Below are 24,763 nucleotides of genomic sequence, written 5' to 3'. Positions count from 1 at the left end.
GGAGTTCGAGTCTCCCCATGGCATGGAGTACCGCGCTGGTATGGCGTACACGGGTATTATGCGGGGCAACAACCTCGCAGTATCGCGTATTGATTATTACCGGCCTGCTGGGCAGTGTGTGGGTGAGGGTTGGGAATGGGGACTATTCTTCTTTTGCCACTAAGCTGGCCATCATGAGCGAGCAGAGAAAATACAGCACCGATAATCCGTTCCGCCCGGAATTGTGGCATGCCGTAGAAGGTTTTGAGGACCTGACGGATATCACCTATCACCGGCTCAACGGCGAGGGCCGCAAGAACGGCATCGTGCGCATCGCCTTCGACCGCCCGGAGGTGCGCAATGCGTTTCGCCCGCATACCGTAGACGAGCTCTACCGCGCCCTCGACCACGCCCGCCGCACGCCGGATGTGGGCACGATTTTGCTCACCGGCAATGGCCCTTCCGAAAAGGATGGCGGCTGGGCGTTTTGTTCCGGCGGCGACCAGCGCATTCGCGGCCGCTCCGGGTACCGCTACGCCACCGAGCACGCCCATGATGACGCCACCGCGGATGAATCCACCGTGGACACCGCCCGCGAGAAGGTGGAAGGCGGCCGCCTACATATCCTCGAGGTCCAACGCCTTATCCGCACCATGCCCAAGGTGGTTATCGCCGTGGTCAATGGTTGGGCGGCCGGCGGCGGACACTCGCTGCACGTGGTCTGCGATATGACGGTCGCCTCCCGCCAGGAGGCGCGCTTCAAGCAGACGGACGCGGACGTGGGTTCCTTCGATGCCGGCTATGGTTCGGCCTACCTAGCTAAGATGGTGGGCCAGAAATTCGCCCGCGAGATCTTCTTCTTGGGTCGCACCTATGATGCCCAGCGGATGTATGAGATGGGCGCGGTCAATGAGGTTGTCGATCACGCCGACTTGGAAGACGCCGCAATCCAGATGGGCCGCGAAATCAACGGCAAGTCCCCAACAGCCCAGCGCATGCTGAAGTTCGCTTTCAACCTGACCGATGACGGCCTCATGGGCCAGCAGGTCTTCGCCGGCGAGGCGACCCGCCTGGCGTACATGACCGACGAGGCCGTCGAGGGCAAAGAAGCATTCCTCGAAAAGCGCGACCCGCAGTGGGAGCAGTTCCCGTATTACTACTAGCCAGGAGTTAGCACGATGTGGATTTTCGCCATCGGCTTGGCCACACTTGCACTGGCGGGCGTCATCGTCTCGCGAGTGTGGATGCTCAAGCGTATCAAGGATGCGCAGGACAGCGGGGAGCGTCCCTTCGATCAGGAGGACACCCCGCGCAATCCATACATGTAGCGGAGTAAATGGCGTGGGACGCCCTCGGACCGGAGTGAGACATCTCAAGCAATTGTGGACATGCCCATAGTTAATACTTAAAGTGTCGAACATGAAACTCTGCAACTCATTCGTCATGCTCGCAGCACGCGTCGCCCTGGGCGTAATTCTCATCGCCCAGGGCTGGCAAAAGTTCTCCGAATGGACCGTCGCCGTCGCGGGCCTGATGCTCGCCGCCGGCCCCGGCATACGCTCCCTGGATCAGCTCCCCTTCAGCAAAAAGGCAAAAGTAGCCAAATAAGGCCACCGCTTCCTAGCCTCTCACTTCACTCATTGAAGTGAGAGGCATTTTTAAATTTTGGCAGCTTAAGGAAGAGATAGGACCACCTAAGTTCATTACGTTGAACAATCTAGTTCAAGGGTGCTAGTGTTTGTTGAGTTCACTTCTCCTAATACAAAGGAAGTTCATTATGAACTCAAATCACAGCACCCCACGCCGGCCCCTACAGCGCATTCTCGCAGGCACCTGCGCCCTCGCACTCGGCGCCAGCCTCGCCGCTTGCAGCGCCTCGAAGGAATCCATCGACGCTGCAAAGCCGAAGGACGGCGACACCGTCAAGGCCGTGGCCACGACTACCCAGATCTGCGACTACCTCACCCAGATAGCCGCCGGCGGCGTCAAGCTCCACAAGGTCGACTCCCAAGGTGCAGAGACCACCTCCGGCGAGGGCCCAGTGACCCTCGACCTCACCTGTTTGCTCGCCCCCAACGCCAGCGCCCACGAGCACGAGATGACCCCACAGCAGATGCAGGCGCTCTCCCAGGCCGACTACATGTTCGTCAACGGAGTCGACCTCGAGCACTTCCTCGACCAAGCCGTGGACTCCTCCGGCTTCCACGGCGTCATGGCCGTGACCTCGGGCGTCAAGAGCGAAGGTATGGGCGATGGCAACGGCAAGTACACCATCGACGAGGGCATCGAGCACGTGAGCCCGCGCCCGTGGCCTTTCCCGGGGGAGGACGGCGAGGCCCCAGAATTCAAGTACGACCCGCACGTGTGGACCTCCCCGAAGCAGGCCAAGATTCAGGTCGACAACATCGTCAACACGTTGTCCCAGGCCTCCCCGCAGGCCAAGGACGCCTTCACCGCCGCCGGCAAGAAGTACACCGACCAGTTGGAGGACCTCGACAAGTGGGCCAGCGATTCCATGTCCGCAGTTCCTGAGCAAGACCGCGTGCTCTTCTCTTCCCACGACGCCTTCGGCTACTTCTCTAACGAGTATGGCGTGAAATTCATCGGCTCCGCACTGTCTGACTTCAACCACCAGCAGGACGCCACCTCGAGCCACATCGATGAGCAGGTAAAGAAGGTCCGCGAGTCCGGCGCCAAGGCCATCTTTGCGGAGAATTCCAACAACTCGAAGTCCATCGAGGCCATCGCCCGCGCCGCAGGCGTCAAGGCGGTTACATCCGACGACGCTTTGTACGGCGACTCGCTAGGTGTGCCAGGCAGTGAGGGCGAGACCTACATCGGATCCATCGTCCACAACATCAACACCCTGGTCAGCGCCTGGGACTCCAAGCAGCAACCGTTGCCAGAATCGCTGCAGGAATTCGACTTCGCCAAGCGAAAGTAGCTCTTTATGTCTTCCCCATTAGTCACTCTGCACAATGCCACCTGCGGCTATGGCGCCCGGGATATCCTCACCGACGTTGACCTTGAGATCCGCGCGGGCGAGGCCGTGGCGCTCCTAGGTTCCAACGGCGCGGGCAAATCTACCCTGCTCAAGGCAATCACTGGCCTGGCTGCCTTGCGCGGCATGGCCACCATCGACGCCTCGCTCGGATACGTCCCGCAGTACCAAGACTCCGACCTGAGCTTTCCCGTCACGGCTTACAAGGTCGTGGAAATGGGCCTTTTGCCCTCAGTGAGCTGGTGGCACAGGTGCACGAGCATGCGTAGCTACCGCGACTGCGTACTCAATGCCCTGCGACAAGTGGGGATGGAGCACCTCGCCGAGACGCGGTTTGGCCAGCTCTCGGGTGGGCAACGCCAGCGCGTGCTCATCGCGCGCGCGTTGGTTTCGGCCCCGGAGCTGGTGCTTCTCGACGAACCCTTCAACGGGCTTGATCAAGAAAGTCGCCGAATCCTGATTCAGATCATTGCGGATCTCAAGGAAGCAGGAATCGCCCTGCTCGTCTCCACTCACGACCCCATCTTGGCGCAGCACACCTGCGACTGGGCGGCGTTTGTGATCGACGGCAAGGTCCGCACCATGGGAACCGAGGAAGCAGTGGAAACCTATATGGAGCAAGGCGCGCGACTGTGATAGAGCAGATTCTCTTCGCCCCGTACCTGCGCAATGCTTTCCTCTTCCTGCTGTGCCTATCGATTGCGGGAGCTGCCATTAGCGTCCTCGTTAATCTCCGCCGCATGGAATTTACGGTGGAAGCCCTCGTGCACTCGGTTTTTCCGGGCATCGTGGTAGGGCTCATCGTGGGCGGCATCCCGGGCATCGTGCCGGGTGCGGCCGCGGTGGCCACGGTGACGGTGCTGGTGCTGGCTTCTCTGGGTTCTGGGCAGGGCCAGTCAGCGCAGAAGCTGGATATGGAAGCCGGAACGGCCGTGGTGCTGACCTTTATGTACGGCATCGGCGTGGTCATCAGTTTGGCCTATGGCGACAAGTCCGGGCAGCTGGAGGCCCTCATGTTTGGCCGGCTTCTCGACGTCACGCAGTCCAGGCTGGCAACCTCCGTCACGCTCTGCGTGATTGCGGCACTACTCATCCTGACAACCTGGCGCATGCAGATTCTCGTCGCTTTCGATACCACAGCGGCCCGCGCCATGGGCATCAACGTGGCGGCTTATGAGCTCATTGCGAATATCGCGGTTGGCCTAATCGTGGTGGCGGCTAGCTCGGCAGTGGGTGTGTTGCTGGTTATCGGTTTTATTGTCATTCCAGGCCTCTCGGCGCGCTTGATCGCAGGATCCCCGCGCAGCATGTGCTTCTGGGCTGCGGGTTTGTCCACGCTGGCAGTGGTGGTTGGATTTGCCATCATGCTGTCCCAAACCACGCACCAGATTTCGCCGCAGGCAATCGTCAGCTTGATGCTGGTTGCCACCGTGCCGCTAGCGGGCTTGAAGGGGGTATTTAGCTAATGGGACTGTCTCATCTTGATCCAGAGATCCTGCGGATGCCCCTCCTTGAGGCCATCGCTGTGGGATGTTTATCTGGCTTAGTTGGAACCTTGATGGTCATGGGCAAGCGCGTCTTTTTCGCTGAGAGCCTGTCGCACGGAATCTTCCCCGGCGCGGTGCTCGGTGTAGTAGTGGCCAACCTTCTGAGCTTGGATCTCTCCACGGGTTTGATGGTGGGGGCGGCACTGTTCTGCCTGCCTTTGGCCTGGCTTATGCGGTGGTTGAGTACCGTCGAGGGCATTTCTTCGACCGCTGCCGCCGGCGTGACGCTCACCTTGGGATTTTCCCTGGGCATCTTGTTGCTGCGCTGGTTCCAACCGCTACCTATCCACGTGGATAGCTTTCTCGTGGGCTCGCTGACCACTGTCAATGCGCAGGATGTCTGGTTTGTCGGCGCCCTGGTGGTGGTCAGCCTTGGCGTGCTGGTGGCATTTCGCCGGACGTTAGTCTCCTTCTACTTCGACCAGACGTCCTTCCGCGCACAAGGCGGAAAGCCCGGCCGCTATGACTTGCTTACCCTCACGCTTATCAGCGTGACCATGGTGGTGGTGATTCCCGCAGTGGGCACTATCTTGTCCCTGGCGCTGCTGGTAGCCCCGGCGGCGGCGTTGCAGCCGTGGATCAAGCGCCCGACCCAGCTCATGCTCGGTGCCGGTATCGCGGGCATTGCGCTGGCATGCGGCGGGCTCTGGCTGGCGGCCGCACTCAGTTTGTCGGCGGGCGGCTGCATCGCGGTGCTGGCGGGTGTGTTCTATTTGCTCAGCATGGGGCTGCGCGCCTTGCTCTAAACGCCCGGCGCGCCGCCTCCCGGGACGAGCGATATGCCCGGGTAACCTGATTATTCGTGACTCATATCCTCGCCCCACTCCCAGTCGATCCCCGCAATCCCGCAGGAATTTTGGATGACCTCGAGAAGGCCATCGCTGGGCAGACCACGCTCTTACCCCTTCCCGCAGCGGACCGCACGCGGACGGAATTGCTGCGCAACCACATGCGCGCGGGCGAATCGATTGCTGAGGACATTGCTTTGGTGGTGTCCACCTCGGGTTCCACGGGCACACCGAAGGGTGCGCAGCTAAGCCCGCTTAACCTGGTGGCGAGTGCGGATGCCACCCATTCTTTCCTGGGTGGCCCCGGCCAATGGCTACTGGCCATGCCCGCCCACCACATCGCGGGCATCCAGGTGCTCGTGCGTTCGTTGGTGGCGGGTGTGGAGCCACTGTGCCTCGACCTGTCCCAAGGCTTTAACATCACCGAGTTCGCCCGCGCAGCAGAAGAACTCGCCCACACCGAGGACCGCATGTACACCGCGCTCACACCGATGCAGCTGCACAAGGCACTCGATTCGCTGGACGGCATCCAAGCACTGCGCCGTTTCAACTCCATCCTGGTAGGTGGAGCAGCGCCACATCCCCAGCTATTGGAATCTGCGCGCAAGCTCGACATCACCGTGGTAACCACCTATGGCTCCTCGGAGACTGCGGGCGGTTGCGTCTACAACGGCACTCCCCTGCCCGGCACCGAGGTGCGCATCGGGGAAGATAACCGCATTTTCCTGGGCGGGCCGACCATTGCGCAGGGCTACCGCAATGTGGAATCGCGCGACTTCGTCGGTGGCTGGTTCGCAACTTCCGACGCCGGGGAGCTCGACGCCCACGGTCAACTCACCGTCACTGGACGTCTGGACAGCATCATCAACTCGGGCGGGTTGAAGTTGCACCCAGAACAACTGGAACAGCTCTTGTTGCAGGTACCGGGCGTCGACAGTGTATGCGTGGTGGGCATCCCTGATCCACGTCTTGGCCAGATGATCGCCGCAGCTTACACCGGCTGGGCCTCGCGCACCGACATCCTCGAAGCGCTCGATGACCTGCCTCGGTGGCAGATTCCGCGCGAGATTATCCGCATTGCTGAGATGCCGCTGACCGGCCCCGGCAAGGTGGACCGTCGTGGTGTCGCAGGGCTCTTTAAGAACTGATTAGACTTCGTTAGCGCGCACCGTCACGTCGGCGGCCGCGACTTCCGCAAGAGAGAACTCCTCGTCCCCTGCGTGCAGGTTGAGCAGGCCCGCAACGCGGGAATCGACTACGACCTCGACGCCCAGGCCGACGCCATGGCTGTCGAGGTAGCGCAACAGCTCGGTGTCTCCGTCGCATACCCGCTCGATGGTGACAGGGGTGTGAAGGGGGACGTCGTCAAGCGTGAGCGTGCCAAGGTCCTCGATGCTGCCCTGCGCGTCGGGGATGGGATCGCCGTGGGGATCGCGCTGAGGATGGCCCAGGTGCTGATCGAGTCGATCGATGAAGCGATCGGAGCATGCATGCTCGAGGAGATCGGCATCCTCGTGAACCTCGTCCCAGGTGTACCCCAGCTCTTTGACCAAGAAGGTCTCGAGGAGACGATGGCGGCGGACCATGCCCATGGACAGTGCCTGGCCCTCTGGGGTCAGCGAAACGCCAGCGTAGCGCTCATGTTCCACCAGCCCTTGGGCAACGAGACGCTTTACGGCTTCCGACGCCGTGGGCACCTTTTGGTTCAATCGCCCCGCCAGCTCCTTGAGCGCGATGGGCGCGCCGCCGGAGTGCTCGGAGAGGTCCCACAGGACTTTGAGGTAGTCCTGGGTACGTTCAGGGAGATCGCTTAAATGCATGACATTCATCGTAGTAAAGGCCTTGCCCCGCGAGCGATTCACATGATAACTTTAAGAAAGTTCAACGCATTGAACTTTTGTCACGGGTGTGGCCCACAGCCGTCCTTTCTTGGGTACGTACGACGCGCTTCCGCCATACCCGTGGCTTTTATATATCCGCCGTGTGCGTCCCTTGTGCACAGCATGCCCGCGGTGGCGTGGCACAATAACTGACATGTCACTTTCTGCCTATCCCGCAACTGCCAAAGACTGGCTCCAAGGCGCACGCCCGCACACGTGGGCTAATGCCTTCGCCCCAGTCATCGCTGGTACTGGTGCCGCAGCGGCTGCCGACGGCGCGCACTTCGGCCGCGCGCTTCTCGCCCTCGTGGTGGCGTGGGCGCTCATCATCGGTGTCAATTACGCCAACGATTACTCGGATGGCATCCGCGGCACCGACGACGACCGCACCGGTCCGCAGCGCCTGACCGGCGGTGGCCTGGCCCGCCCGCAGCAGGTGAAACTCGCGGCCTTCGCCGCCTTCGCCGTGGCTGGGCTCGCCGGCATTGCGCTGTCCTTTGCAGCGCACGCGTGGTGGCTCATCCTAGTGGGCGCGCTATGCATCGCGGGCGCGTGGTTTTATACCGGCGGCAAGAACCCGTATGGATATCGCGGGCTCGGCGAGGTTGCTGTCTTTATCTTTTTCGGATTGGTCGCCGTGCTCGGTACCGAATTCACGCAAGCTGGCCGCCTGTCGTGGTCGGGCCTCGCGCTGGCCGTGGGCATCGGCGCGATGAGCTCCGGGGTGAACTTAGTCAATAATATCCGCGATATTCCTTCCGACGCCGAGACCGGCAAGATTACCCTCGCCGTGCGCCTCGGCAACGAGAAGGCGCGCCTGCTCTTTACGGTGCTGCTCCTGCTGCCATTCCTGCTGACCATTGGCATCGCCTTCGGCAGCTGGCTCGCGCTCGCTGGCTTGGTCTACTTCCCCCTTGCGCTGCGCGCCATCCGCACCGTCAACCGCGGCACCCAAGGCCCAGAGCTCATCCCGGTGCTCGGCCTGACCGGCCGCGCGATGCTGCTGTGGGCCGTTATCGAGGCCGCCGCACTCATCATCGTCTAGTCCTGGGCGGCGCGGCCTTCCAGCTCCGCCTGAACCCAGCGCTTGTGGGCCTTGCGCTGGGCGGAGTACTCGGCCAGCGTCTGAGTGGCCTCGATGCGCCACTTTTTAAAGATCAGCATCGATAGCGGCAGCGCCACGAAGAGCGCCAGCAGCGCCGCAACGAGCACCGGGATGGCAAAGCCGATGGCGATGGCCAAAATCTCGATCACCGCGGTCAAAGCGATAAAAAGCACTACGCGGGCGAGCCCGTACTTCCACAGCGCCGCGCGCGAACGGCGGCGCAGTTCTGGGTCCGGCTTGGGTGGCTCAGGGTTATGCGTCATGGGGGTTGATTGTACGCGGTGCAGGTAGAATCGCACGCATGGGCCGAATAATCCTCCTCCTACTCTTTGTCCTCGCCGCCTACCTCGTCTGGAAGGCCTTCGGGCCCTCGACATGGAAAAAGCGCGAGGTGGAACAACCCCGCGCTATCAAAGGCCCCGATGATGACGAGGAATTCCTCTGGAAACTGGAAAAGGAGCGCTTCAAGCAGCGCCGCGCACAGGAGGCAGAAGAAGAAAAGCGCCGCCAGCGCCGCAAACGCGACGCCGACGGCGAGAAGGACTAGGATTCCTTCGGCACGAAGCGCATCTCTAGGCCTAAGGCCTCAGCCACGGCGGTGATCTTTTCCCACCGCACGCCCGCACCACCGTGCTCGATGGTGTGGAGGGTGGAGCGGGAGATACCGGCGGCGTCGGCAAGCTGCTGCTGCAAAATGCCCAACTCGCGGCGGCGCTCGGCGAATTGGGCGCCAAGGCCCAAAATCACCGCATTATCGCCGGCCGGCTTGCCCTGCTTATGGCGCGGGCTATTATGCTCCGCCATCTAGTTCAGCCCCGCATAGGAATGCAGGCCGGAGACGACCATATTGATAAAGAACAGGTTGAAGACCATCAGCGCCATCGCCATGACGTTGATCCACGGCGCCGCCTTGCGGAAGGCCGGCGTCGCACGCGCGTGCAGGTACGCGGCGTACAGGATCCAGGTGGCAAAGGATACGGTCTCCTTCGGGTCCCAACCCCAGAAGCGGCCCCAGGCGGACTCGGCCCAGATGGCCCCCAGGATGATGCCCAGACCCAAGGTCGGCAGGGTGATAACAGCCAGGCGGTAGGCCAGCTGGTCAATCTTTGCGGCAGAAGGCAGCGGGCGGGCCACCGCACCGAAGAAGCCATGCTCGGCATGCTTCGGTTGCGCCATACGGAACAGCGTCAGCAGCGAGACAATGCCGGAGATAATACCGATGGACGCGCCCAAAGAAACCACGGTGACGTGGATGGGCAGCCAGTGCGACTGCAGCGCCGGCACCACCGGGGCGGACTCGGCATAGAGCTTGGTGGAACCATAAAACATCAGCGCGAGGGTCGGGGTGAGCAGCCACGGCCACACGGTGCGCCATTCCTTGCGCTGCATAGCCATATTGCCCACCAGCAGCACACCGAAGCTCACCATCAGCACGTACTCGTACAGGTTGCCAAAGGGGAAGCGGCCGGTGGCCAGGCCGCGCAGCACAATCGCCGCGGCGTGCAGCGCAATGCCCACCCACATCAGCGCGCTGGTCATGCCGCCGAGCTTATCGGCCTTGCGCTCCTTTTCCTTCAGCTCATCGGCCGTGATTCCGGAAGAAGACTGGGCAACCTCGCCGGCATAGCTGCGCTTGTCGACGCCCCCAGCGCCCGCCCCCACCAAGACCTTCGCGGCCTCGGACTTCACGGCGCGGCGGCCCTCGATGATGCCCTGCATGCGGCCGTAGTAAAACAGCGACAAAAAGAGCGCGACGCAGTACACCACAAAGGCGGTCTGCACCGCGATATCCGAGAAATTAGACAGATTCTGATCGATCTGCATGAATGCTCCTAGCCTTCACACGTGCGGGATAAGTGCTGATTACCTTACTCAGCGAAACGACCCAATCCAACTTTTGTTGGATCGGGCCGGGGCGCTAATCGTCGGTATAAAGTTCGTCTTCTTCGACCTCGTCTGGGTCCGGCAGCTCCAGCAGCGCGCGGTGCAGCTCGTGGAACTCCTCGGACCAGCCGGCGCGGTCGGTGCGGGCAAGCCCGCCCATCTCCACGTCGGTGCCGCCGGCCGCATTCGGCCGCAGGCGGATATAGACGCGGCGGCGCTTAATCACCAGCGAACCCACCAAGGAGATGAGCATTACCAGCGCGGAGACCAGCACCCACTTCTGGAAAGGATCATAAGAGACCTGGTAATTGGCGAACTCGCTGGCGCCGTCGAAGGTGATCTTCGTGCCATCGTCCAGGGTGACGTCCTCGCCCTGGTTGAGGTTCACGCGGTCAATCTTTTGCAGCTGGCCGGACTGCACCAGGTTCGGGTCCAGCGAGAAGAAGGACTGCGGGGTGCCGGTGTCCAGGCCGGCATCGCCGCGGTAGATATCGATGGCCATGGCGGGATCCTTCAGGCCCGGGTACGCGGACTGCAGCAGCTTGCCGTTCTCGCCGGCCCATTCGGCCGTGGGCGCGAAGAGGCCCTGGATGGCGATCTGGTTCTGGCGGCGGTCATAGAGATCCGGGTGCATGCCGGCCGGCGGGTCGAAGCGCATCGCGCCGGAGGACAAGAAGAAGGTCGTGTCATTCGGCTGGAACTGAATGGTCTGGGTGCGCTTTTCGCCATTGGGCCATTCCACCGTGACCGTCGGCGCGTAGCCGTGGCCCTGCAAGTAGACGCGGTTGTGCGCCAAGCGCAGCGGGTGGTTGACCTTAAGCTCATAATCCTTCCACTCGGAGTCATCCTTGTAGATGTCCTCGCCCTCCGCGTAGGAAACGTTGGAGGTAAACATCTCCGCCTGGCCGTTGGGCAGGTATTCGGCCGCGAAGTCATGGGCGATGAGGCAGAAGGGGTGGAGACCGGTGCCGTCGAAAAGCGGGCCGGCGCGGAAGGAGTCGAAGTTGGACGTGGAGGTATTGCAGAACTCCGTGGACTGGTCCAGGGTCTGGCCGCCGCCCTGCGAGCCGGACTCGGTGACCACGATGACCTGGCCCTCGTAGTTGACCAAGCGGCCGGCAGCGACGGTAACCAAGATGGCCACCAGCGCCACGTGGAAAATGAGATTTGCCAGCTCGCGGCCGTAGCCGCGCTCCGCGGAGAAGGTATGCACGCCGGCACGGTCCTTCTCCGGAGAGTACTCGGCCACGCGCCACCTCTTCAGGCGCTTTGTAATTTCCGCGGATAGCTCTTCCTCGCTCTTATCCGAATGCCCCTCGGCCGCCAACGGCAGCTTGTGGAGGTACTTCGGCGCGCGCGTTGGCGGGGTCTTCCACGCCTTATAGTGATCCCAGGAGCGCGGCAGGATGCAGCCCACCAGGGAAATGGCCAAGAGAATGAAGATGGCCTGGAACCAGACGGAAGAAAAGACGTCGAAAAGCTGCAGCTTGTCGTAGATCTTCGCCACGTTGCCGTTGGACTCGATGAAGTCCTGCACGTTCTGCTCGTTGAGGTCGCGCTGCGGCAGCAAGGAACCGGGAATCGCGGCCAGCGCCAGCAAGAAAAGCAGCGCCAGTGCCGTGCGCATGCTGGTCAGCCAATGCCAGGCTTTGCGGAAATATTTCACGTCTCTCCTAAATCAGGGTTGCGCCAAAGTTGCCGGTCCACTGGCGGATGAGGCTAATAAACTCGCCCCACAGGCCGGTTACCAGGGCCAGGCCGACGAGGATCATGGCCACGCCGCCGATTATCTGGATGGTATGCGAGTGCTTGCGGGCCCACGAAATCGAGCGCATTGCCCGCGCGGAGCCCAGCGCCACCAGCAGGAACGGCAGGCCCAAGCCCAGGCAATAAAAGATGATGAGCAGCACGCCGCGCGCGGCCGTCATGCCTTCGGTGCCGGCCGATACGGAAATAATGGCGGCCAGCGTTGGTCCCAGGCACGGCGTCCAGCCCAGCGCGAAAATCCCGCCCAGCAGCGGCGCGCCCAGCCAGGTGGTCCAACGCTTCGGCGCCATGCGGGTGTCCTTCTGCAGCGCCGGGATCGCGCCGAGGAAAACCACACCCATCAGGATGGTCACGCCGCCGCCGATGCGCATGAGCGTCTCCTCATTGAGCCGGAGCGCGGAAATCGCGCCGAATACGGAAACCGTCGCCAGCAGGAAAACCACGGTAAATCCCAGGATAAACAAGGCGGCGGCCAGTACCACGGCCCATTGCCTGCGCTTGCCGACGCCCACCCCCAACTCACCGTCAAACGTAACCTCGCCGCCCACCACGCCGGCCAGGTAGGAAATATAGCCAGGCACCAGTGGGACGACGCACGGGCTGGCAAAACTCACCAGCCCCGCCACGGCGGCCGCGAACAGGCCCAGAATGAGTGGGCCGGAGGTCGCGGCCTCGGCAAAGGAGTTGCCGATGCTCGCTGCGTTGTCCATTTATTCCTTTTCTAATTTGTCCACTACGTCCATCACATCTTGAGCGGTGATGGACCGCAAAAAGACCGTAGCCGGGCGGTGCTGTTTGTCCAAGACGATGGTGGTCGGGACCACAGAGGTGGGCACGCCGCCCAGGGCCGCCGCGGTCTTAAATGGTGGATCGTAGATGGAGGGGTAGGTCAGACCGTTATCTTCGAGGAAGTCATTGGACACCTGCGGGTTATAGTCGCGCACGTTGATGCCCAGCACGGTGCCAAGATCGCGTTTTTGCAGCTCAGTGTGAATCTCTTGGAGGTCATCGGCCTCGGCGCGGCACGGAGCGCACCACTGGCCCCAGGAGTTGAGCACGACGATTTCGCCCTCATAGTCCTCCAGGGAAATGGTCTTATCCGTATCGCGCACATCCTCGCCAGAGAAGGTGCGCAGCGGCTTGCGCTCAGATTCCTCGTAGTTGATGACCTTTTCGCCGCCGGGCGTGATGAACTCGAAGTTGCCGCCGGTCGCGACCGCGTTTTGCGCGTTATCGGAGTCCTGCGAGCAACCGGCAAGCGGCAGCGCTACCGCCACCGCAGCAAGCACCGCGCCGACTGCACGCCTGCGTTGTAGTGCCATTAAATCTCCTGCGCCGGTTCGGAATAGAAGATATCGGTGACCTGGTTATCCTCAAAAAGCAAAGAGGTGACCGAGGCCAGGTCGCATTCGCGGTTCCACGGCGCGTGCGGCAGGCGCTGGCCCAGCACGGTGCGCTGCACCATCACGATGGGCAGCTGGTGGCTGACCAAGATCGCCTCGTGGCCGGCCGCGGCGGTGCGGGCGCGTTCGATGGAGCCCAGCATGCGCTCGGCAATCTGCTCATAGGGCTCGCCCCACGAGGGCTCCAGCGGGTTGACCAGCAGCGGCCAGCGGCGCGGGTTCCACAGCGCGGAACGCAGGCCTTTTGTGCGCAGGCCCTCGAAGCGGTTGCCGGACTCGATGAGCGTCTTATCGACGTCCACGTCTAGCCCCGTTACCTGCGCAATCGGCCGCGCGGTTTCCTGGGCGCGCTGCAGCGGCGAGGCCGCCAGGTAGGCCACGTCATGGTCGCGGAAGGACTCCGCGGTGCGTGCCGCCATGGAATGCCCGCGCGAGGACAGGTGATAGCCCGGGATGCGACCGTAGAGGATCTTCTCCGGGTTGTGGACCTCGCCGTGGCGCACGAGGTGAACGATGGTGCGTGTCATGTCTCTCCTTAGTGTGCGGGACTTAATGTGCGGGACGCGCGGCGGCCGCAGCCTGGGCGGCGGGCTTGAGGGCGGCTTCGATGAGTTCAAAGTCGGCGTCGGTAAGTGCATCCGAGACAAACCAGGTCTCGAATGGGCTTGGCGCGACGTAGATGCCGTTATCCAGCAGGGCGTGGAAGAACGGGGTGAAGCGGAAGGTCTCGGCCGCCTGCATATCGGCAAAGTTGCGGCCCTCGCCCTCGGCAAAGCGGATGGAGAACATCGACGACGCCCGCTGGATGTGGTGCGCTACGCCTTCGGCCGATAGCGCGGAGGAAATCATGCCGGTCAGGCGGTCCGCGTTGGCCTGCAGGCGCTCGTAGAGCGATTCATCGGCCAGCTCCAAAGACTTCAGGCCGGAGGCCATGGCCACCGGATTACCGGACAGCGTGCCGGCCTGGTAGACCGGACCGTCCGGGGCGAGGTAGTCCATAACCTCGGCGCGGCCGCCGAAGGCAGCGGCCGGCAGGCCACCGGAGACGACCTTGCCGAAGGTCACCAGGTCCGCCGCCACGCCGTCGACGCCGTACCAGCCCTTATAGGAGGTGCGGAAGCCGGTCATGACCTCGTCGAGGATGAGGAGGGCGCCGTCTTCATGGGCGACGTCGGCAAGCGCGGCGTTGAAGCCTTCCTCTGGAGCCACGGTGCCCATATTGCCGGCCGAGGCTTCCGCGATAATGCAGGCAATCTCGCCCGGGTGCTGCGCAAATGCCTCGCGCACGGCCTCGATATCGTTATAAGGAACGACGATGGTATCGGCCGCTGTCGCGCCCGTAACACCCGGGGAATCCGGCAGCGCAAAGGTCGCCACGCCGGAGCCGGCCGAGGCCAACAGCGCATCCACATGGCCGTGGTAGCAACCCTCGAACTTCAGCACCTTGGCGCGGCCGGTGTAGCCACGGGCCAGGCGCACCGCAGACATGGTGGCCTCGGTGCCGGAGTTGACCATGCGCACCTTATCGGCCGCGGTGCGTGCGACGATGGCTTCCGCGAGCAAAGCCTCACCCTCGGTGGGCGAGCCAAAGCTCAAGCCGACCGCAGCGGCCTGCTGCACGGCCTCCACAATCTCTGGGTGCGCATTGCCGTGAATCATCGGGCCATAGGAGCTGACCAGGTCAACGTACTCGTTGCCGTCGACGTCCCACAGGCGCGAGCCCGCACCGCGCTCAATCACGCGGGCCTGGCCGCCCACGGAGCCAAACGCGCGCACCGGCGAGTTCACCCCGCCCGGAATCACCTTGGAGGAACGCTCAAACCACTGTTGCGACTGGGAAGTATTAGGCATGTCTGACATTCTAGCGATTCGCGCGCTATACAAAAGTTGGAGTGCGCGATTCACAGTCAGCCGCTAGACTTCGGGGCGTTGCACTTTTCAATTCGGGGGGATTTTCAATGCAGCGCACTCTCATTGTCGCCATCCTGGCCGCTTTCTGCCTCGCCGGCTGCGACCAGCCCGAGCCCGAGCGGCCGCTGCCTACCTCGGTGGGTGCCACCCCGCTTGCCGACGCCCCCTCCTGGCAGCCCCCTCCCCGCCCGCTCGCCCCGCGCGACCTGCCTCGGGAGGACGCCCCGGTTCCCTCGCCGCCGACCGAGCGGCCTTCCCCATCGCCCGCGGCGCCGGCGCCTGAGTCTGCGCCTGGTTCGCGTCCTGCCCCGGCTCCCGCGCCCCAGCAGCGGCCCGCGCCAGCGCCTGCACCGGCACCCCGCCCGCAACCAGCGGCGCCGGCCCCACGCCCACCTGCGCGGGACAAAAGCGGCCTGCCGAACCTCAATATTCCGCCGCACGAGGTGCGCGGGCGCATCGAGGACGCGGTGCCTGATGTGCCAGCCGTGCCCGCTGTGCCTGCACCCGCCCCGCCGCCGGCGCTGCCGCTGCCTCCCGCGCCGCGGATCCCGGGCCTCTAACTCACCGTTTTTAGCCCCACGATGCCGCCGATGATCATGGCGAGGAATAGTACTTTCCACACCGTGGCGGCCTCGTGTCCAGCGGCGAAAGAATAAATAACCGCCACCGACGCGCCAACACCCGCCCACACCGCATAGGCCGTGCCGACCGGGATGCTGCGCATCGCCCACGCCAGCCCGCCCATGGAAATCGCACAGGCCACGAGGAAAATAAGCGAGGGCCACAAACGCGTAAAACCAGCGGACTTATCTAGCGCCGCCGCCCACACGGCCTCGAATGCGCCGGAGAAAATCAAGATGAACCACGCCATAGTTGCTTCCTGGCCGTCTTGTCGCGTCGCCGGGTACGGCTCCCTCGTCCGGGGCCCGCACAAAAGGCGGCGAGCCTGCACCCAATGATGGCACACTGGGAAAGCATGAGGATTGCATTTCTTGGAACTGGCCGCATGGGAACCGAACTAGCCCGCCGCCTGCTCACTGAGCAAGACGGCATCGAATTGACCGTCTGGAACCGCACCGCCGAGCGCGCCCAGCCGCTGGTGGAGGAAGGCGCCGAGCTTGCCGCCTCGCCCACCGAGGCCGTAGCGAACGCCGAGGTCATTATTACCTCTCTCTTCGGGCCTGACGATGTCCGCGAGGTCGTCGTCGAGCCGCAGCTCATCCCCGCCGGCGTGACGTGGATCGACACCACCACCGTCTCGCCCAACGATGCCCGCGAATTCGCCGCCGCCGTGGAAACCTACGTCCACGCCCCGGTCGTCGGCACGCTCGGCCCGGCCCGCGAGGGCAAGCTCGGCGTCTATGTGGGCACGCCTGACGACGCCCGCCGCGAGCAAGCCATGTCCCTCGCCGAGTCCTGGGCGGGCGAAGACAAGCTCATCGGGGTGGAGGCGGCGGCCACGGCGGCCATCGGAAAGCTGCTGGCGAACCTCGCGCTCGCCGTCACCGCCGAGGGCCTGCTCGAAGCCCTGCAACTCGGCGAGTCCGAGGGCCTGGACTCCGAGGTGGTGCTGCAGATGCTCGATATCACCGGCTTGTCATTCATCGCCAATATGAAGGCGCCGTTTATCACCGGCGAGCGCAATACCGACCCGGGCGATTTCACCGTCGACGCCCTGGCCAAGGACGCCAAGCTCATGGAGATGACCTCCACCAAGCCGCTGCCCGCCCTGACCGCCGCCATCGGCCGCTTCGAGGAAATGCAGGCCATGGGCCACGGGGATCAGGACTTCTCCTCCATCTTCGTCTTCCGCAATAAGGGCTAGTTATCCACAGGCCCGCCGGGCGTGCGGGCCGAAATTCGCCCTGTGAGCCCTAGTTATCCACAGGTTCGCGCGCTCGCCCTCGCGCGGGTTGCGCGCCGTGGCTTAGGCTGCGGGGCATGACAGCTCTTCAGACTTATCTTGCGGCCCTGGCGCCCGGCATCGATATCGTTGCCGGGTGCGCCGGCATGTCTGAAGACCAGCTGCGCGCCGCAGGGGCGCCCAATAAGACGGCCCGCACTTTGCTCACGCTTGCCGACGCCCTCTTTGCCCCCACCTCCTTTGCCCGCCTGCAGCGCCAGGCGGTTGCCGCCGCCCGCGACCGCGCTCACCCGCTGCCCACGCTGGAGGTTATCGAGCGCTACGCATCCCGCGCCAAGACCAAGCGTGATGCCTGGCGCCTGCGCGTGGAGCTGTGCCGCACCGCCGCCGATACCGATGAGATGGAAAAGCTGGCGCGCAAGAAGCTGCGCGAGCTCAATCCCCCGGCCCCTCCGCGCCCCGGCGTGCGCATCCGCCGCCGCAAGGACGCGCCGTGGACCCTCGCGATTACCGGGCCCTCTTCGCTCATCGCGGATTTGGAATCCAGCCTGGATGAGGATGCTCCCCTCGATTCCGTTGCGGAACTCTTCTCCCCTTCCGGCGCCTCCCCGGCTGCCCGCCCGACCATTACGACCAACGCGATCATCACGCTCGACGAGCTCGACCGCATCATCGATGGCGACGGCGAGGAAATCACCATCCAGCTCACCAACGGCGCCCGCCTCACCGGCGCGGAACTCGTCTCGCGCACGCTAGCAGACCGCGGCCTTATCACCCTCGTTCACCCCTTCGAGGGCGCGGTCAACCTCTACCGCACGGAGCGCATGGCCAACGAGAAGCAGCGGCTCATGGCCGCCGCGGAAAATCCGGTATGCCCGTGGGCGGAATGCAACTATCCGGCGGATAAATGCCAGGTACACCACTTGCAGGCGTGGCGGCACGGCGGCGATACCAATATGGCAAACCTCGCGACCTGTTGCCCGTACCACAACGGCGTCAACGACGATGACCCTAATGCCCCACCGGTGCGCGGGCGCCTCGTTCGGCGCCGAGGCCGCGTGGTGTGGCAGCCGCCCTGGGCAGATACCGCGCCAGCACCGCCACCGGCCCACTAGCCCCTAAACCGCCAGGCAGCAGGATGCCCTGCTGCCGCATTGGCATGCCCGCAGCTAGCGAGCCCCGCAGCTAGCGAGCGATGCGGGCCGCGGCAGCGCGGGCATCCGCGATGACATTGGGTACGCCAACCCCGCCGGCCCAAGCGCCGGTGGCATCGATGCCCGGCGTCGCCGCGAGGGCGCCGCGCGCGCCGGCCACGGTTTCCAGGTGGCCGGCATCAAAGCGCGGGAGGCCGCCGAACCAGCGCTGGGTGAAAATCTCGGCAACGCCCGCGGCGCGGCCGTCGAAGCCGGTGAGGCGCTGAAGATCGTCGAGGGCATAGTCGACGAGGTCATCTTCCTCGGCGCGGACGATGGCGTCGTCGCCAAAGCGGCCGAAGGAGGCGCGCACCAAGGCACCGCCGCGCTCGGCCAGGTGCGGCCACTTGCGAGAGGACAGCGTGAAGGCCTTGGCGTGCACGTCGTCTTGGTCCGTAGCCACGAGGATGCCAGAGTTCTGCGGCAATGCGTTGCCGGCCGGGTCCGTGTCAGACTCGAACTTCAGGCCCACGACTGCCGACGCCGCCAGCTTCACGCTCTTCAACCGCTCCGCCGCCCCCGGGGATACCTTGGGCAACAGGCGCGCTGCAGTCGGGGCCGGGGTGGCGACCAGCACACGGTCGAAGGCGGCGGTGTCGCCGGGTGCGCCGGCCAAGCGGAATTTCTCGCCCTCGCGAGTGATGCCGGAGATGAAGGTATCAAGGTAAATCTTGGCGCGGGATTTATCGGCCAGCGTCTCGTAGAGTTCTGCGTAGCCGCCGCGGAAGGTCTGAAAGACGGGTCCGCCGCTGCTCGGCTTGGCCGCGCGGGCTTCTTCCAGCGAGCGGACCGCGGCTGAGAGGGTGACCGGGCCGCGCTCGGAGAGCGCGTCGAGCGTCTCGGCCAGTGCCGGGATGGTCGCGCGCACACCCAGGTCATCGGCCGAGCAGGAGTACACGCCGCCGAGGAGGGCGGAGATAACGTGGTCGACGAGGTCGTCGCCAAACTGCTGGCGCACCAAGCGGCCGACGGAGACGTCGCTGTCGGCCGTCCACTCGAAGGGCTCCTCGTTGTCGATGCGGCGGGCGGTCTCAGCCGAGACCAGGTGCGCGACCGGCTCCGAGTGCGAAGGAATGCCCATCATCCCGCCGCGCGGCAGCGGCTTAAGCTCGCCGGAATACACCAACGAATGCAGGCCGGAGGGCTCGACCAAGCTCCCGCCCAGGCCGAGGGATTCGATGAATTCCACGGCGTCGTGGCGGCGGGCCAGGAAGGCCTCGGCGCCCATGTCGGTGGGGCCGTCATTAAACGGCACGGAGTACAGCTTGCCGCCGATACGGCCGGCGGCCTCGAAAACCTCAACGTCGTGGTCGCGCAGCTCGTAGGCGGCCGTCAAGCCCGCCAGGCCAGCACCAATAATCGCAATACGCATTTAGCCCTCCTCGTGGATGATGGATACGGCGCGGGTGATGGCCTCCGCGTCGGTAGTTGGCAAGACCCCGTGGCCGAGGTTCCAGATATGGCCGTCGATATCGCCGCGCTCGCGGGCCCGATCGACCTCGCCGCGGATGGTGCGCACGGCCTGGCGCACGGCGTCGTCGCCGGCAAAAAGCATGGCAGGGTCGAGGTTGCCCTGCAGCACGCGGGCGCTTACGCGCTCGGCCGCGGCGTCCATGGGCACGCGATAATCGACGCCCATAACTTCCGACCCCGCCTCCGACATGGCCGGCAAGAGCTCGCCGGTGCCGACGCCGAAATGGATGCGCGGGATAGTCACGCCGGCCAGGATTTCCCGGGAGTACGGCAGCACGAATTCGCGGTAGTCACGCTCGTTGAGGTAGCCGGCCCAGGAATCGAAAAGCTGCATGGCGTCGATGCCGGCGTCGACCTGCACCTGCAGGAAGCGGGTAATCGTGGGCACGAGGCGGCGCATGAGCATGTGCCAGGTCTCCGGATCTGCGTGCATGAGGGCCTTGGTGCGCTCGTGGTTCTTGGATGGCCCGCCCTCAATGAGGTAGCTGGCCAGCGTGAACGGCGCGCCCACGAAGCCGATGAGCGCTTGGGTCTCAGTCAGCTCGGCCAGGATGCGGGCGATGCCTTCGGTGACCTCGGGGACGTCGGTTTCCAGCAGCGGCAGCTTGCCGACGTCCTCCCTACTCCTCACCGCCTGCTCCATCACCGGCCCGCGACCCGGCACGATATCGACCTTGACGCCCGCGGCTTTAAGCGGGACGACGATATCGGAGAACAAAATGGCGGCGTCGACGTCGTGGCGGCGCACCGGCTGGAGGGTAATTTCTGCCAGCAGCTCCGGCATGAAGCAAGAATCAAGCATGCTAATCCCCTCGCGGGCGGCGCGGTACTCCGGCAGCGAGCGGCCGGCCTGGCGCATGAACCAGACTGGGGGCCGGGAGGGGGTGCGGCCGAGGGCGGCGTCGATAAGCGGGGCACGATTGAGTCGAGACATGCCCCAATTATGAATCAAAAGTTGGAGTGGGGGCTAATTAGCCACGCAAGCTGCGGTCCTTGATGAAGCGATTGGACTGTGGCTGGAAAAGCAGCGCGAGGGCGACAATCAAGGTGATGGGGATAATCAGCAGCCCGAGCCCGCCAATTCCGAGTGCAAGGGCGGCGATATTGGTAAAAAGCGCGAACGCGATGACCACGGTTATGATGCGGCGCGCCCACTTGGACCCGCCGGCCAGCTGCGCCGCGAAGAGCGCAAGCAGGATGGCGCCGACGGAGTTGGTCACCGCGACAAACAGGCGATTGGAGTGGAGGTACTCGGCGACCTGCGCATTCTGTGGCTCCACCTGAGGCCCTCCCGAGCCGAAGATGCCCACCATGCCGCTGACCAGCATGATCACGGCGCTGACGACGAGCACCCAATAGGCCCAGCGCAGCGGCCGCGGCCACGCGTCGAGGTTCTCGTTGGCGGAGGTGTTTCGGGCCGCGCGGTTATAGTCGCGGGGCCCGGGCCGCTCGGTATTATTCATCGCTTATCCTCCCGGTCAGTGCGGCTGGCACGGTCGGCACGCTCGCGCTTGCTGCCGTCGCGGTTGCCGCGCTGGTCGTCCTTGGAGCGCTTGCGCTCTTCCTCGGCGCGCTTCTTCTCGCGCTGCGCTTGCTCGAGTTCCTTTTCCAGCTCGCGCATCTGCTCGAGTTCGCCGGTGTAGTCCAAGGTCTCGGCCCGCACGGAGAAAATCAGGCCGAGGACCGCCGCGACGCCGACAAGGATCTGCACCATGCCATCGGCGGCAAAGAGCCAATCGGGCACGTCCGCGCCGGCCGGGGTGACCATGAAGGTCAGCAGGATGCGGAAGCCGAAGTAGAGCGAGAAGGCGAACCACACGCGGCGCGAGGTGCCGGCCCGCTTGCTGCGGTTAGCAAGGGACCGCAACAGAAAGGCCAGCAGCACAATAATCGCAAGCGAAATGGCCGCCGAAAGGGCGACGGAGCCGTAGGCGGCGGTGCGGAGGAAGGCGTCGGAAAGCTGGGCTTCATCCACGCCGGCCGGTGCGGACTTCGCCATCTCCTTGGCCTGCGACATGAGTACGTCGTGGTTGAGCAGCGTGAGCACCACGTTGAGCACCTGGTGCACGGCCTCGCCGCATAGCGCGCCCAGCCACAGCCACAGCATGTACGTCACGGACTCCGGCCGCTGCTGCTGCCGCGGCGGGCGTTGCGTGCGTGGCGGACGCGGGGCAGGGGCGGGCGACGGGGGCGTAGCAGTCACAGGGGTCCTTTACTTGAGCAGGCGGGCGGCTTCGGTAGCGAAGTAGGTCAGAATCTGGCCGGCGCCGGCGCGCTTGAATGCGGTCAGGGACTCGAGCATGATGGCTTCGCCGTCGATCCACCCGTTGGCGGCCGCGGCCTTGACCATCGCGTACTCGCCGGAGACCTGGTAAACCGCGACCGGCACGGGAGAAGTCTCCGCCACGGCCGAGAGCACGTCCAGGTAGGGCAGGCCGGGCTTGACCATAACGAAGTCCGCGCCTTCTTCGATGTCGAGCTCGGCCTCGAGCAGGGATTCGCGGAAATTACGCGGATCCTGCTGGTAGGTGCGGCGGTCGCCCTCGAGGGAGGAGCCGACGGCATCGCGGAACGGGCCGAAGAAGGCAGAGGCGTACTTGGCGGAATAGGCCATGATGGCCACGTCCTCGTGGCCGGCCTCGTCGAGATCGGCGCGGATGGCGGCAACTTGGCCGTCCATCATGCCGGACGGGGAGACGATCTGGGCGCCGGCGCGGGCTTGGGAGCGGGCCATGTCTTGGTAGAGCTTGACGGAGGCGTCGTTAAGCACGCGGCCCTTGTCATCCAGCACGCCGCAGTGGCCGTGGGAGGTGAACTCGTCGAGGCAGGTATCGGCCATAACGATGAGGTCATCGCCGAATTCCTCGTGCAGGCAGGAAATGCCGCGGTTCAAAATGCCCTGTGGGTCCCAGGCGACGGAGCCGGTGTCGTCCTTGTCCTCATCGAGCGGCACACCGAAAAGGTCGATGCACGGCACGCCGGCCTCCAACGCCTCCTCGGCCGCGCGGCGCAGGGAGTCGAAGGTGTGCTGGTAGACGCCCGGCATGGAGGGAATCTCGCGCGGGGCGTCGAGTCCGTCCACGATGAACATGGGCAGAATCAGGTCCGAGGGGCGGACCTCGGTTTCGGCCACGAGGTTGCGCATCTGCGGGGTGGTGCGCAGGCGGCGTGGGCGGCGGGCTGGGAAGGTGCTCATTGGGTACTCCTTAGAGCGAGACTAAAACTTATGCCTTGTCGACCTTAGTAGCCTTCTTGCGCGAGCGGCGTTTCTTGCGCGGCGCGGGCAGGTTTCCGGCGGCGCGGAGGGCGGCGACGTGGTCTGCGAGGGCGTCGACAAGCGCGGGCACGTCCGCAACTTCGGGCACCACATCGACGCGCAGGCCCATCTCTTCCGCGGCCGCTCTTGCCGACGGCCCGATACACGCAATGATCGTCCGCTGGTGCGGTTTGCCCGCAATGCCCACCAGATTGCGCACGGTGGACCCGGAGGTGAAGGCGACGGCGTCGAAGCCGCCGGTCTTGATCATGTCGCGGATTTCGGCCGAAGGCGGGGCGGCGCGGACGGTGCGGTAGGCCACGACGTCGTCGACCTCCCAGTCCAAGGCCTTGAGCCCGTCAACTAGGGTGTCGGCCGCAATATCGGCGCGTGGGAGCAGGACGCGGCCGACAGCGTCGATGTCTTCTACGAAGTTGGGGAAGACATCGAGCAGGCCCTCGGCGTTCTGCTTCTTCTTGTGCGGCAGGAGCTCCGGGACCATGCCCTTGGCGCGGATGGCGGCCGCGGTCTTGGTACCCACGGCCGCGAGGTGGACGCCGGCGAAATCGCGGGCGTCGAGGCCGAGCTGGGCGATTTTATCCCACACCGCGGTCACGGCGTTGACGGAGGTAAAGACGATCCACTTATAGCGGCCCTCGACGATGCCCTTGATGGCGCGGTCCATCTGCGCCGGGTTGCGCGGCGGCTCGATGGAGATGGTGGGCACGTTTTGCGGGATGGCGCCGTAGCCGGCCAGGCGCGCGGACATCGGGCCGGCCTGTTCCTTGGTGCGCGGGACGAGCACGCGCCAGCCATAGAGCGGACGATTTTCCCACCAGGAGTACTTGGTGCGATCGTCGATGCTGCGGCCGAGGGTGACCACGATCGGGCCGGTGAGGTCCGCGTCCAGCTTGCCCATGGTGCCCAGCGTGGTCTCATAGGTGCGCTGCAGGCGGGTGGTGCCGTGGACGGTGACGAATGCCTCGGTCTCGGCCGGCATGCCGCGCTGCTGCAGCTCATCGGAGATGACCGGCAGGTCTTCCTTGGTGGCCTGCAGGACGATGGGCTGGGTGGCGTTGGCGAGCGCGTCCCAATCGGCGCCGTCGGTTACGTCGGCCTCGGTGTAGGTCGAGCCGAGCGCAATGCCGGCAAAGGACGGCACGGTAGATGGCAGGGACATGCCCGGCACTACCTGGAATTCCAGGCCGGCAGACGCCACGGCGTTGATCTCGGCCTTGATGGACTCGCGGTGCAGCGGGTTACCGGTGACCAGGCGGATGACATCTTCGCCATCGGCCTCGACCAAGCACTCGCGCAGCTGGCCGACGATATCTGCGGCCGGCTCGTACAGCACCGCGGCCGTCGGCGGTGCGGGGCGCGGCGGTTTGCGGCGCGCGCCCTTGGCTTTGGCATCGGCGCACATTTGGGCGTATTCGGCCTCGGCGGCGTCGAGAAGCTCTTGCGGAACGGGCAGCGCGGCGGCGACGGCATCGCGCACGCCCTGCATGACCTGCGGATCGGTCACGGCGATGGCACTATTTGCCAGAACCTCGCGGGCGCGGACGGTCAGCAGGTCGGGATTACCTGGACCAGCGCCCACAAAGACGATCTTGCCCAATTGGGTGTCTGGCGCGGCATTGCTCATAAAGTTCTTTTCTAAAATCGGGCGCGCGGCACCGCGCACGGACATGATCGCATGCGGTGTGGTTCCC

General features: G+C 64.4%; 28 protein-coding genes and 1 riboswitch. Of the genes, 12 read left to right on the top strand and 16 right to left on the bottom strand.

Annotation, left to right across the window (positions count from 1 at the left end; all coding sequences use genetic code 11):
- Window positions 1-173: 173 nt before the first annotated feature.
- The 8 genes from ACKFRX_RS02055 to menE all read left to right on the top strand — a co-directional run bounded on the left by ACKFRX_RS02055 (window position 174) and on the right by menE (window position 6,463).
- Complete coding sequence (locus ACKFRX_RS02055) at window positions 174-1,142, top strand: 1,4-dihydroxy-2-naphthoyl-CoA synthase (protein WP_302259099.1); 969 nt, start codon at window positions 174-176, stop codon at window positions 1,140-1,142.
- A 15-nt stretch (window positions 1,143-1,157) separates the two neighbouring features.
- Window positions 1,158-1,307 (top strand): hypothetical protein, encoded by a 150-nt coding sequence (locus ACKFRX_RS02050; protein WP_005322953.1) that lies wholly within the window; start codon window positions 1,158-1,160, stop codon window positions 1,305-1,307.
- Window positions 1,308-1,398: 91 nt separating this feature from the next.
- Window positions 1,399-1,587, top strand: a complete 189-nt coding sequence (locus ACKFRX_RS02045) for a hypothetical protein (protein ID WP_005322954.1) — start codon at window positions 1,399-1,401, stop codon at window positions 1,585-1,587.
- Window positions 1,588-1,756: 169 nt separating this feature from the next.
- Window positions 1,757-2,923: a metal ABC transporter substrate-binding protein gene (locus ACKFRX_RS02040; protein WP_023020502.1), complete on the top strand. Its 1,167-nt coding sequence runs from the start codon at window positions 1,757-1,759 to the stop codon at window positions 2,921-2,923.
- Between the two features lie 6 nt (window positions 2,924-2,929).
- Entirely contained in the window at window positions 2,930-3,616 is a 687-nt protein-coding gene (locus tag ACKFRX_RS02035) for a metal ABC transporter ATP-binding protein (protein WP_023020501.1), read from the top strand.
- Complete coding sequence (locus ACKFRX_RS02030) at window positions 3,613-4,446, top strand: metal ABC transporter permease (RefSeq protein ID WP_023020500.1); 834 nt, start codon at window positions 3,613-3,615, stop codon at window positions 4,444-4,446. Before ACKFRX_RS02035 ends, ACKFRX_RS02030 begins: the two co-directional genes overlap by 4 nt.
- Entirely contained in the window at window positions 4,446-5,273 is an 828-nt protein-coding gene (locus ACKFRX_RS02025; protein ID WP_023020499.1) for a metal ABC transporter permease, read from the top strand. Before ACKFRX_RS02030 ends, ACKFRX_RS02025 begins: the two co-directional genes overlap by 1 nt.
- Before the next feature lie 56 nt (window positions 5,274-5,329).
- Window positions 5,330-6,463, top strand: coding sequence for an o-succinylbenzoate--CoA ligase (gene menE / locus ACKFRX_RS02020; RefSeq protein ID WP_005322961.1), 1,134 nt, complete (start codon window positions 5,330-5,332; stop codon window positions 6,461-6,463).
- On the opposite strand, the gene ACKFRX_RS02015 is transcribed toward menE, so the two are convergent.
- Entirely contained in the window at window positions 6,464-7,135 is a 672-nt protein-coding gene (locus tag ACKFRX_RS02015) for a metal-dependent transcriptional regulator (protein ID WP_034656208.1), read from the bottom strand.
- Between the two features lie 214 nt (window positions 7,136-7,349).
- On the opposite strand from ACKFRX_RS02015, the gene ACKFRX_RS02010 reads away from it, so the two are divergent.
- A complete protein-coding gene (locus ACKFRX_RS02010; protein WP_198492469.1) occupies window positions 7,350-8,240 on the top strand; it encodes a 1,4-dihydroxy-2-naphthoate polyprenyltransferase in 891 nt (296 codons plus the stop codon).
- Here ACKFRX_RS02010 and ACKFRX_RS02005 read toward each other — a convergent pair.
- Complete coding sequence (locus ACKFRX_RS02005) at window positions 8,237-8,563, bottom strand: DUF4229 domain-containing protein (protein WP_179387347.1); 327 nt, start codon at window positions 8,561-8,563, stop codon at window positions 8,237-8,239. The genes ACKFRX_RS02010 and ACKFRX_RS02005 overlap by 4 nt on opposite strands.
- A 38-nt stretch (window positions 8,564-8,601) precedes the next feature.
- Between ACKFRX_RS02005 and ACKFRX_RS02000 the strand changes: the two genes are divergently transcribed.
- Window positions 8,602-8,847 (top strand): hypothetical protein, encoded by a 246-nt coding sequence (locus ACKFRX_RS02000; protein WP_179387346.1) that lies wholly within the window; start codon window positions 8,602-8,604, stop codon window positions 8,845-8,847.
- Here ACKFRX_RS02000 and ACKFRX_RS01995 read toward each other — a convergent pair.
- The 8 genes from ACKFRX_RS01995 to ACKFRX_RS01960 form a co-directional block, all read right to left on the bottom strand.
- A complete protein-coding gene (locus ACKFRX_RS01995) occupies window positions 8,844-9,104 on the bottom strand; it encodes a helix-turn-helix domain-containing protein (RefSeq protein ID WP_005322968.1) in 261 nt (86 codons plus the stop codon). The two genes, ACKFRX_RS02000 and ACKFRX_RS01995, sit on opposite strands and share 4 nt — an antisense overlap.
- Window positions 9,105-10,124, bottom strand: coding sequence for a c-type cytochrome biogenesis protein CcsB (gene ccsB / locus ACKFRX_RS01990; RefSeq protein ID WP_198492468.1), 1,020 nt, complete (start codon window positions 10,122-10,124; stop codon window positions 9,105-9,107). It abuts the gene before it with no gap.
- A gap of 94 nt (window positions 10,125-10,218) precedes the next feature.
- Window positions 10,219-11,850, bottom strand: coding sequence for a cytochrome c biogenesis protein ResB (locus tag ACKFRX_RS01985; protein ID WP_408928041.1), 1,632 nt, complete (start codon window positions 11,848-11,850; stop codon window positions 10,219-10,221).
- 7 nt (window positions 11,851-11,857) lie between these two features.
- Window positions 11,858-12,661 carry a cytochrome c biogenesis CcdA family protein gene (locus tag ACKFRX_RS01980; RefSeq protein WP_179387343.1) on the bottom strand — a complete coding sequence of 268 codons (804 nt, stop codon included), beginning with the start codon at window positions 12,659-12,661 and terminating at the stop codon, window positions 11,858-11,860.
- Window positions 12,662-13,273 carry a TlpA disulfide reductase family protein gene (locus ACKFRX_RS01975; protein WP_198492466.1) on the bottom strand — a complete coding sequence of 204 codons (612 nt, stop codon included), beginning with the start codon at window positions 13,271-13,273 and terminating at the stop codon, window positions 12,662-12,664. It abuts the gene before it with no gap.
- Complete coding sequence (locus ACKFRX_RS01970; protein WP_198492465.1) at window positions 13,273-13,881, bottom strand: histidine phosphatase family protein; 609 nt, start codon at window positions 13,879-13,881, stop codon at window positions 13,273-13,275. The genes ACKFRX_RS01975 and ACKFRX_RS01970 overlap by 1 nt, the downstream gene beginning before the upstream one ends.
- A gap of 22 nt (window positions 13,882-13,903) precedes the next feature.
- Window positions 13,904-15,205, bottom strand: coding sequence for a glutamate-1-semialdehyde 2,1-aminomutase (gene hemL / locus ACKFRX_RS01965; RefSeq protein WP_198492464.1), 1,302 nt, complete (start codon window positions 15,203-15,205; stop codon window positions 13,904-13,906).
- 616 nt (window positions 15,206-15,821) lie between these two features.
- Entirely contained in the window at window positions 15,822-16,136 is a 315-nt protein-coding gene (locus ACKFRX_RS01960; RefSeq protein WP_408919279.1) for a DMT family transporter, read from the bottom strand.
- An 8-nt stretch (window positions 16,137-16,144) separates the two neighbouring features.
- A riboswitch (guanidine-III (ykkC-III) riboswitch) is annotated at window positions 16,145-16,215 on the bottom strand.
- A gap of 26 nt (window positions 16,216-16,241) precedes the next feature.
- On the opposite strand from ACKFRX_RS01960, the gene ACKFRX_RS01955 reads away from it, so the two are divergent.
- Complete coding sequence (locus ACKFRX_RS01955; protein ID WP_408919280.1) at window positions 16,242-17,090, top strand: NAD(P)-dependent oxidoreductase; 849 nt, start codon at window positions 16,242-16,244, stop codon at window positions 17,088-17,090.
- A gap of 116 nt (window positions 17,091-17,206) precedes the next feature.
- Window positions 17,207-18,244, top strand: coding sequence for an HNH endonuclease signature motif containing protein (locus ACKFRX_RS01950; protein ID WP_408928040.1), 1,038 nt, complete (start codon window positions 17,207-17,209; stop codon window positions 18,242-18,244).
- A gap of 70 nt (window positions 18,245-18,314) precedes the next feature.
- Here the strand turns inward: ACKFRX_RS01950 and ACKFRX_RS01945 are convergent, their stop codons facing one another.
- From ACKFRX_RS01945 to ACKFRX_RS01920, 6 genes are read right to left on the bottom strand one after another with little or no spacing between them, the layout of a single operon-like run.
- A complete protein-coding gene (locus ACKFRX_RS01945) occupies window positions 18,315-19,694 on the bottom strand; it encodes a protoporphyrinogen oxidase (RefSeq protein WP_408928039.1) in 1,380 nt (459 codons plus the stop codon).
- Window positions 19,695-20,729, bottom strand: coding sequence for a uroporphyrinogen decarboxylase (gene hemE / locus ACKFRX_RS01940; RefSeq protein WP_337888447.1), 1,035 nt, complete (start codon window positions 20,727-20,729; stop codon window positions 19,695-19,697).
- 37 nt (window positions 20,730-20,766) lie between these two features.
- Window positions 20,767-21,258: a tellurium resistance protein TerC gene (locus tag ACKFRX_RS01935; RefSeq protein WP_198492458.1), complete on the bottom strand. Its 492-nt coding sequence runs from the start codon at window positions 21,256-21,258 to the stop codon at window positions 20,767-20,769.
- Complete coding sequence (locus ACKFRX_RS01930) at window positions 21,255-21,998, bottom strand: hypothetical protein (RefSeq protein ID WP_408928038.1); 744 nt, start codon at window positions 21,996-21,998, stop codon at window positions 21,255-21,257. The genes ACKFRX_RS01935 and ACKFRX_RS01930 overlap by 4 nt, the downstream gene beginning before the upstream one ends.
- A 9-nt stretch (window positions 21,999-22,007) precedes the next feature.
- On the bottom strand, window positions 22,008-22,991 hold the full coding sequence (hemB, locus tag ACKFRX_RS01925; RefSeq protein ID WP_198492456.1) for a porphobilinogen synthase: 984 nt from the start codon (window positions 22,989-22,991) through the stop codon (window positions 22,008-22,010).
- Window positions 22,992-23,019: 28 nt separating this feature from the next.
- Entirely contained in the window at window positions 23,020-24,696 is a 1,677-nt protein-coding gene (locus tag ACKFRX_RS01920; protein WP_232619483.1) for a uroporphyrinogen-III synthase, read from the bottom strand.
- Window positions 24,697-24,763 lie beyond the last annotated feature (67 nt).

The organism is Corynebacterium tuberculostearicum, from assembly GCF_046097465.1.
Taxonomy (GTDB): domain Bacteria; phylum Actinomycetota; class Actinomycetes; order Mycobacteriales; family Mycobacteriaceae; genus Corynebacterium; species Corynebacterium tuberculostearicum_I.
Note: the sequence above shows the minus strand (reverse complement) of the source record. Positions and strands in the feature narration are given on the sequence as shown.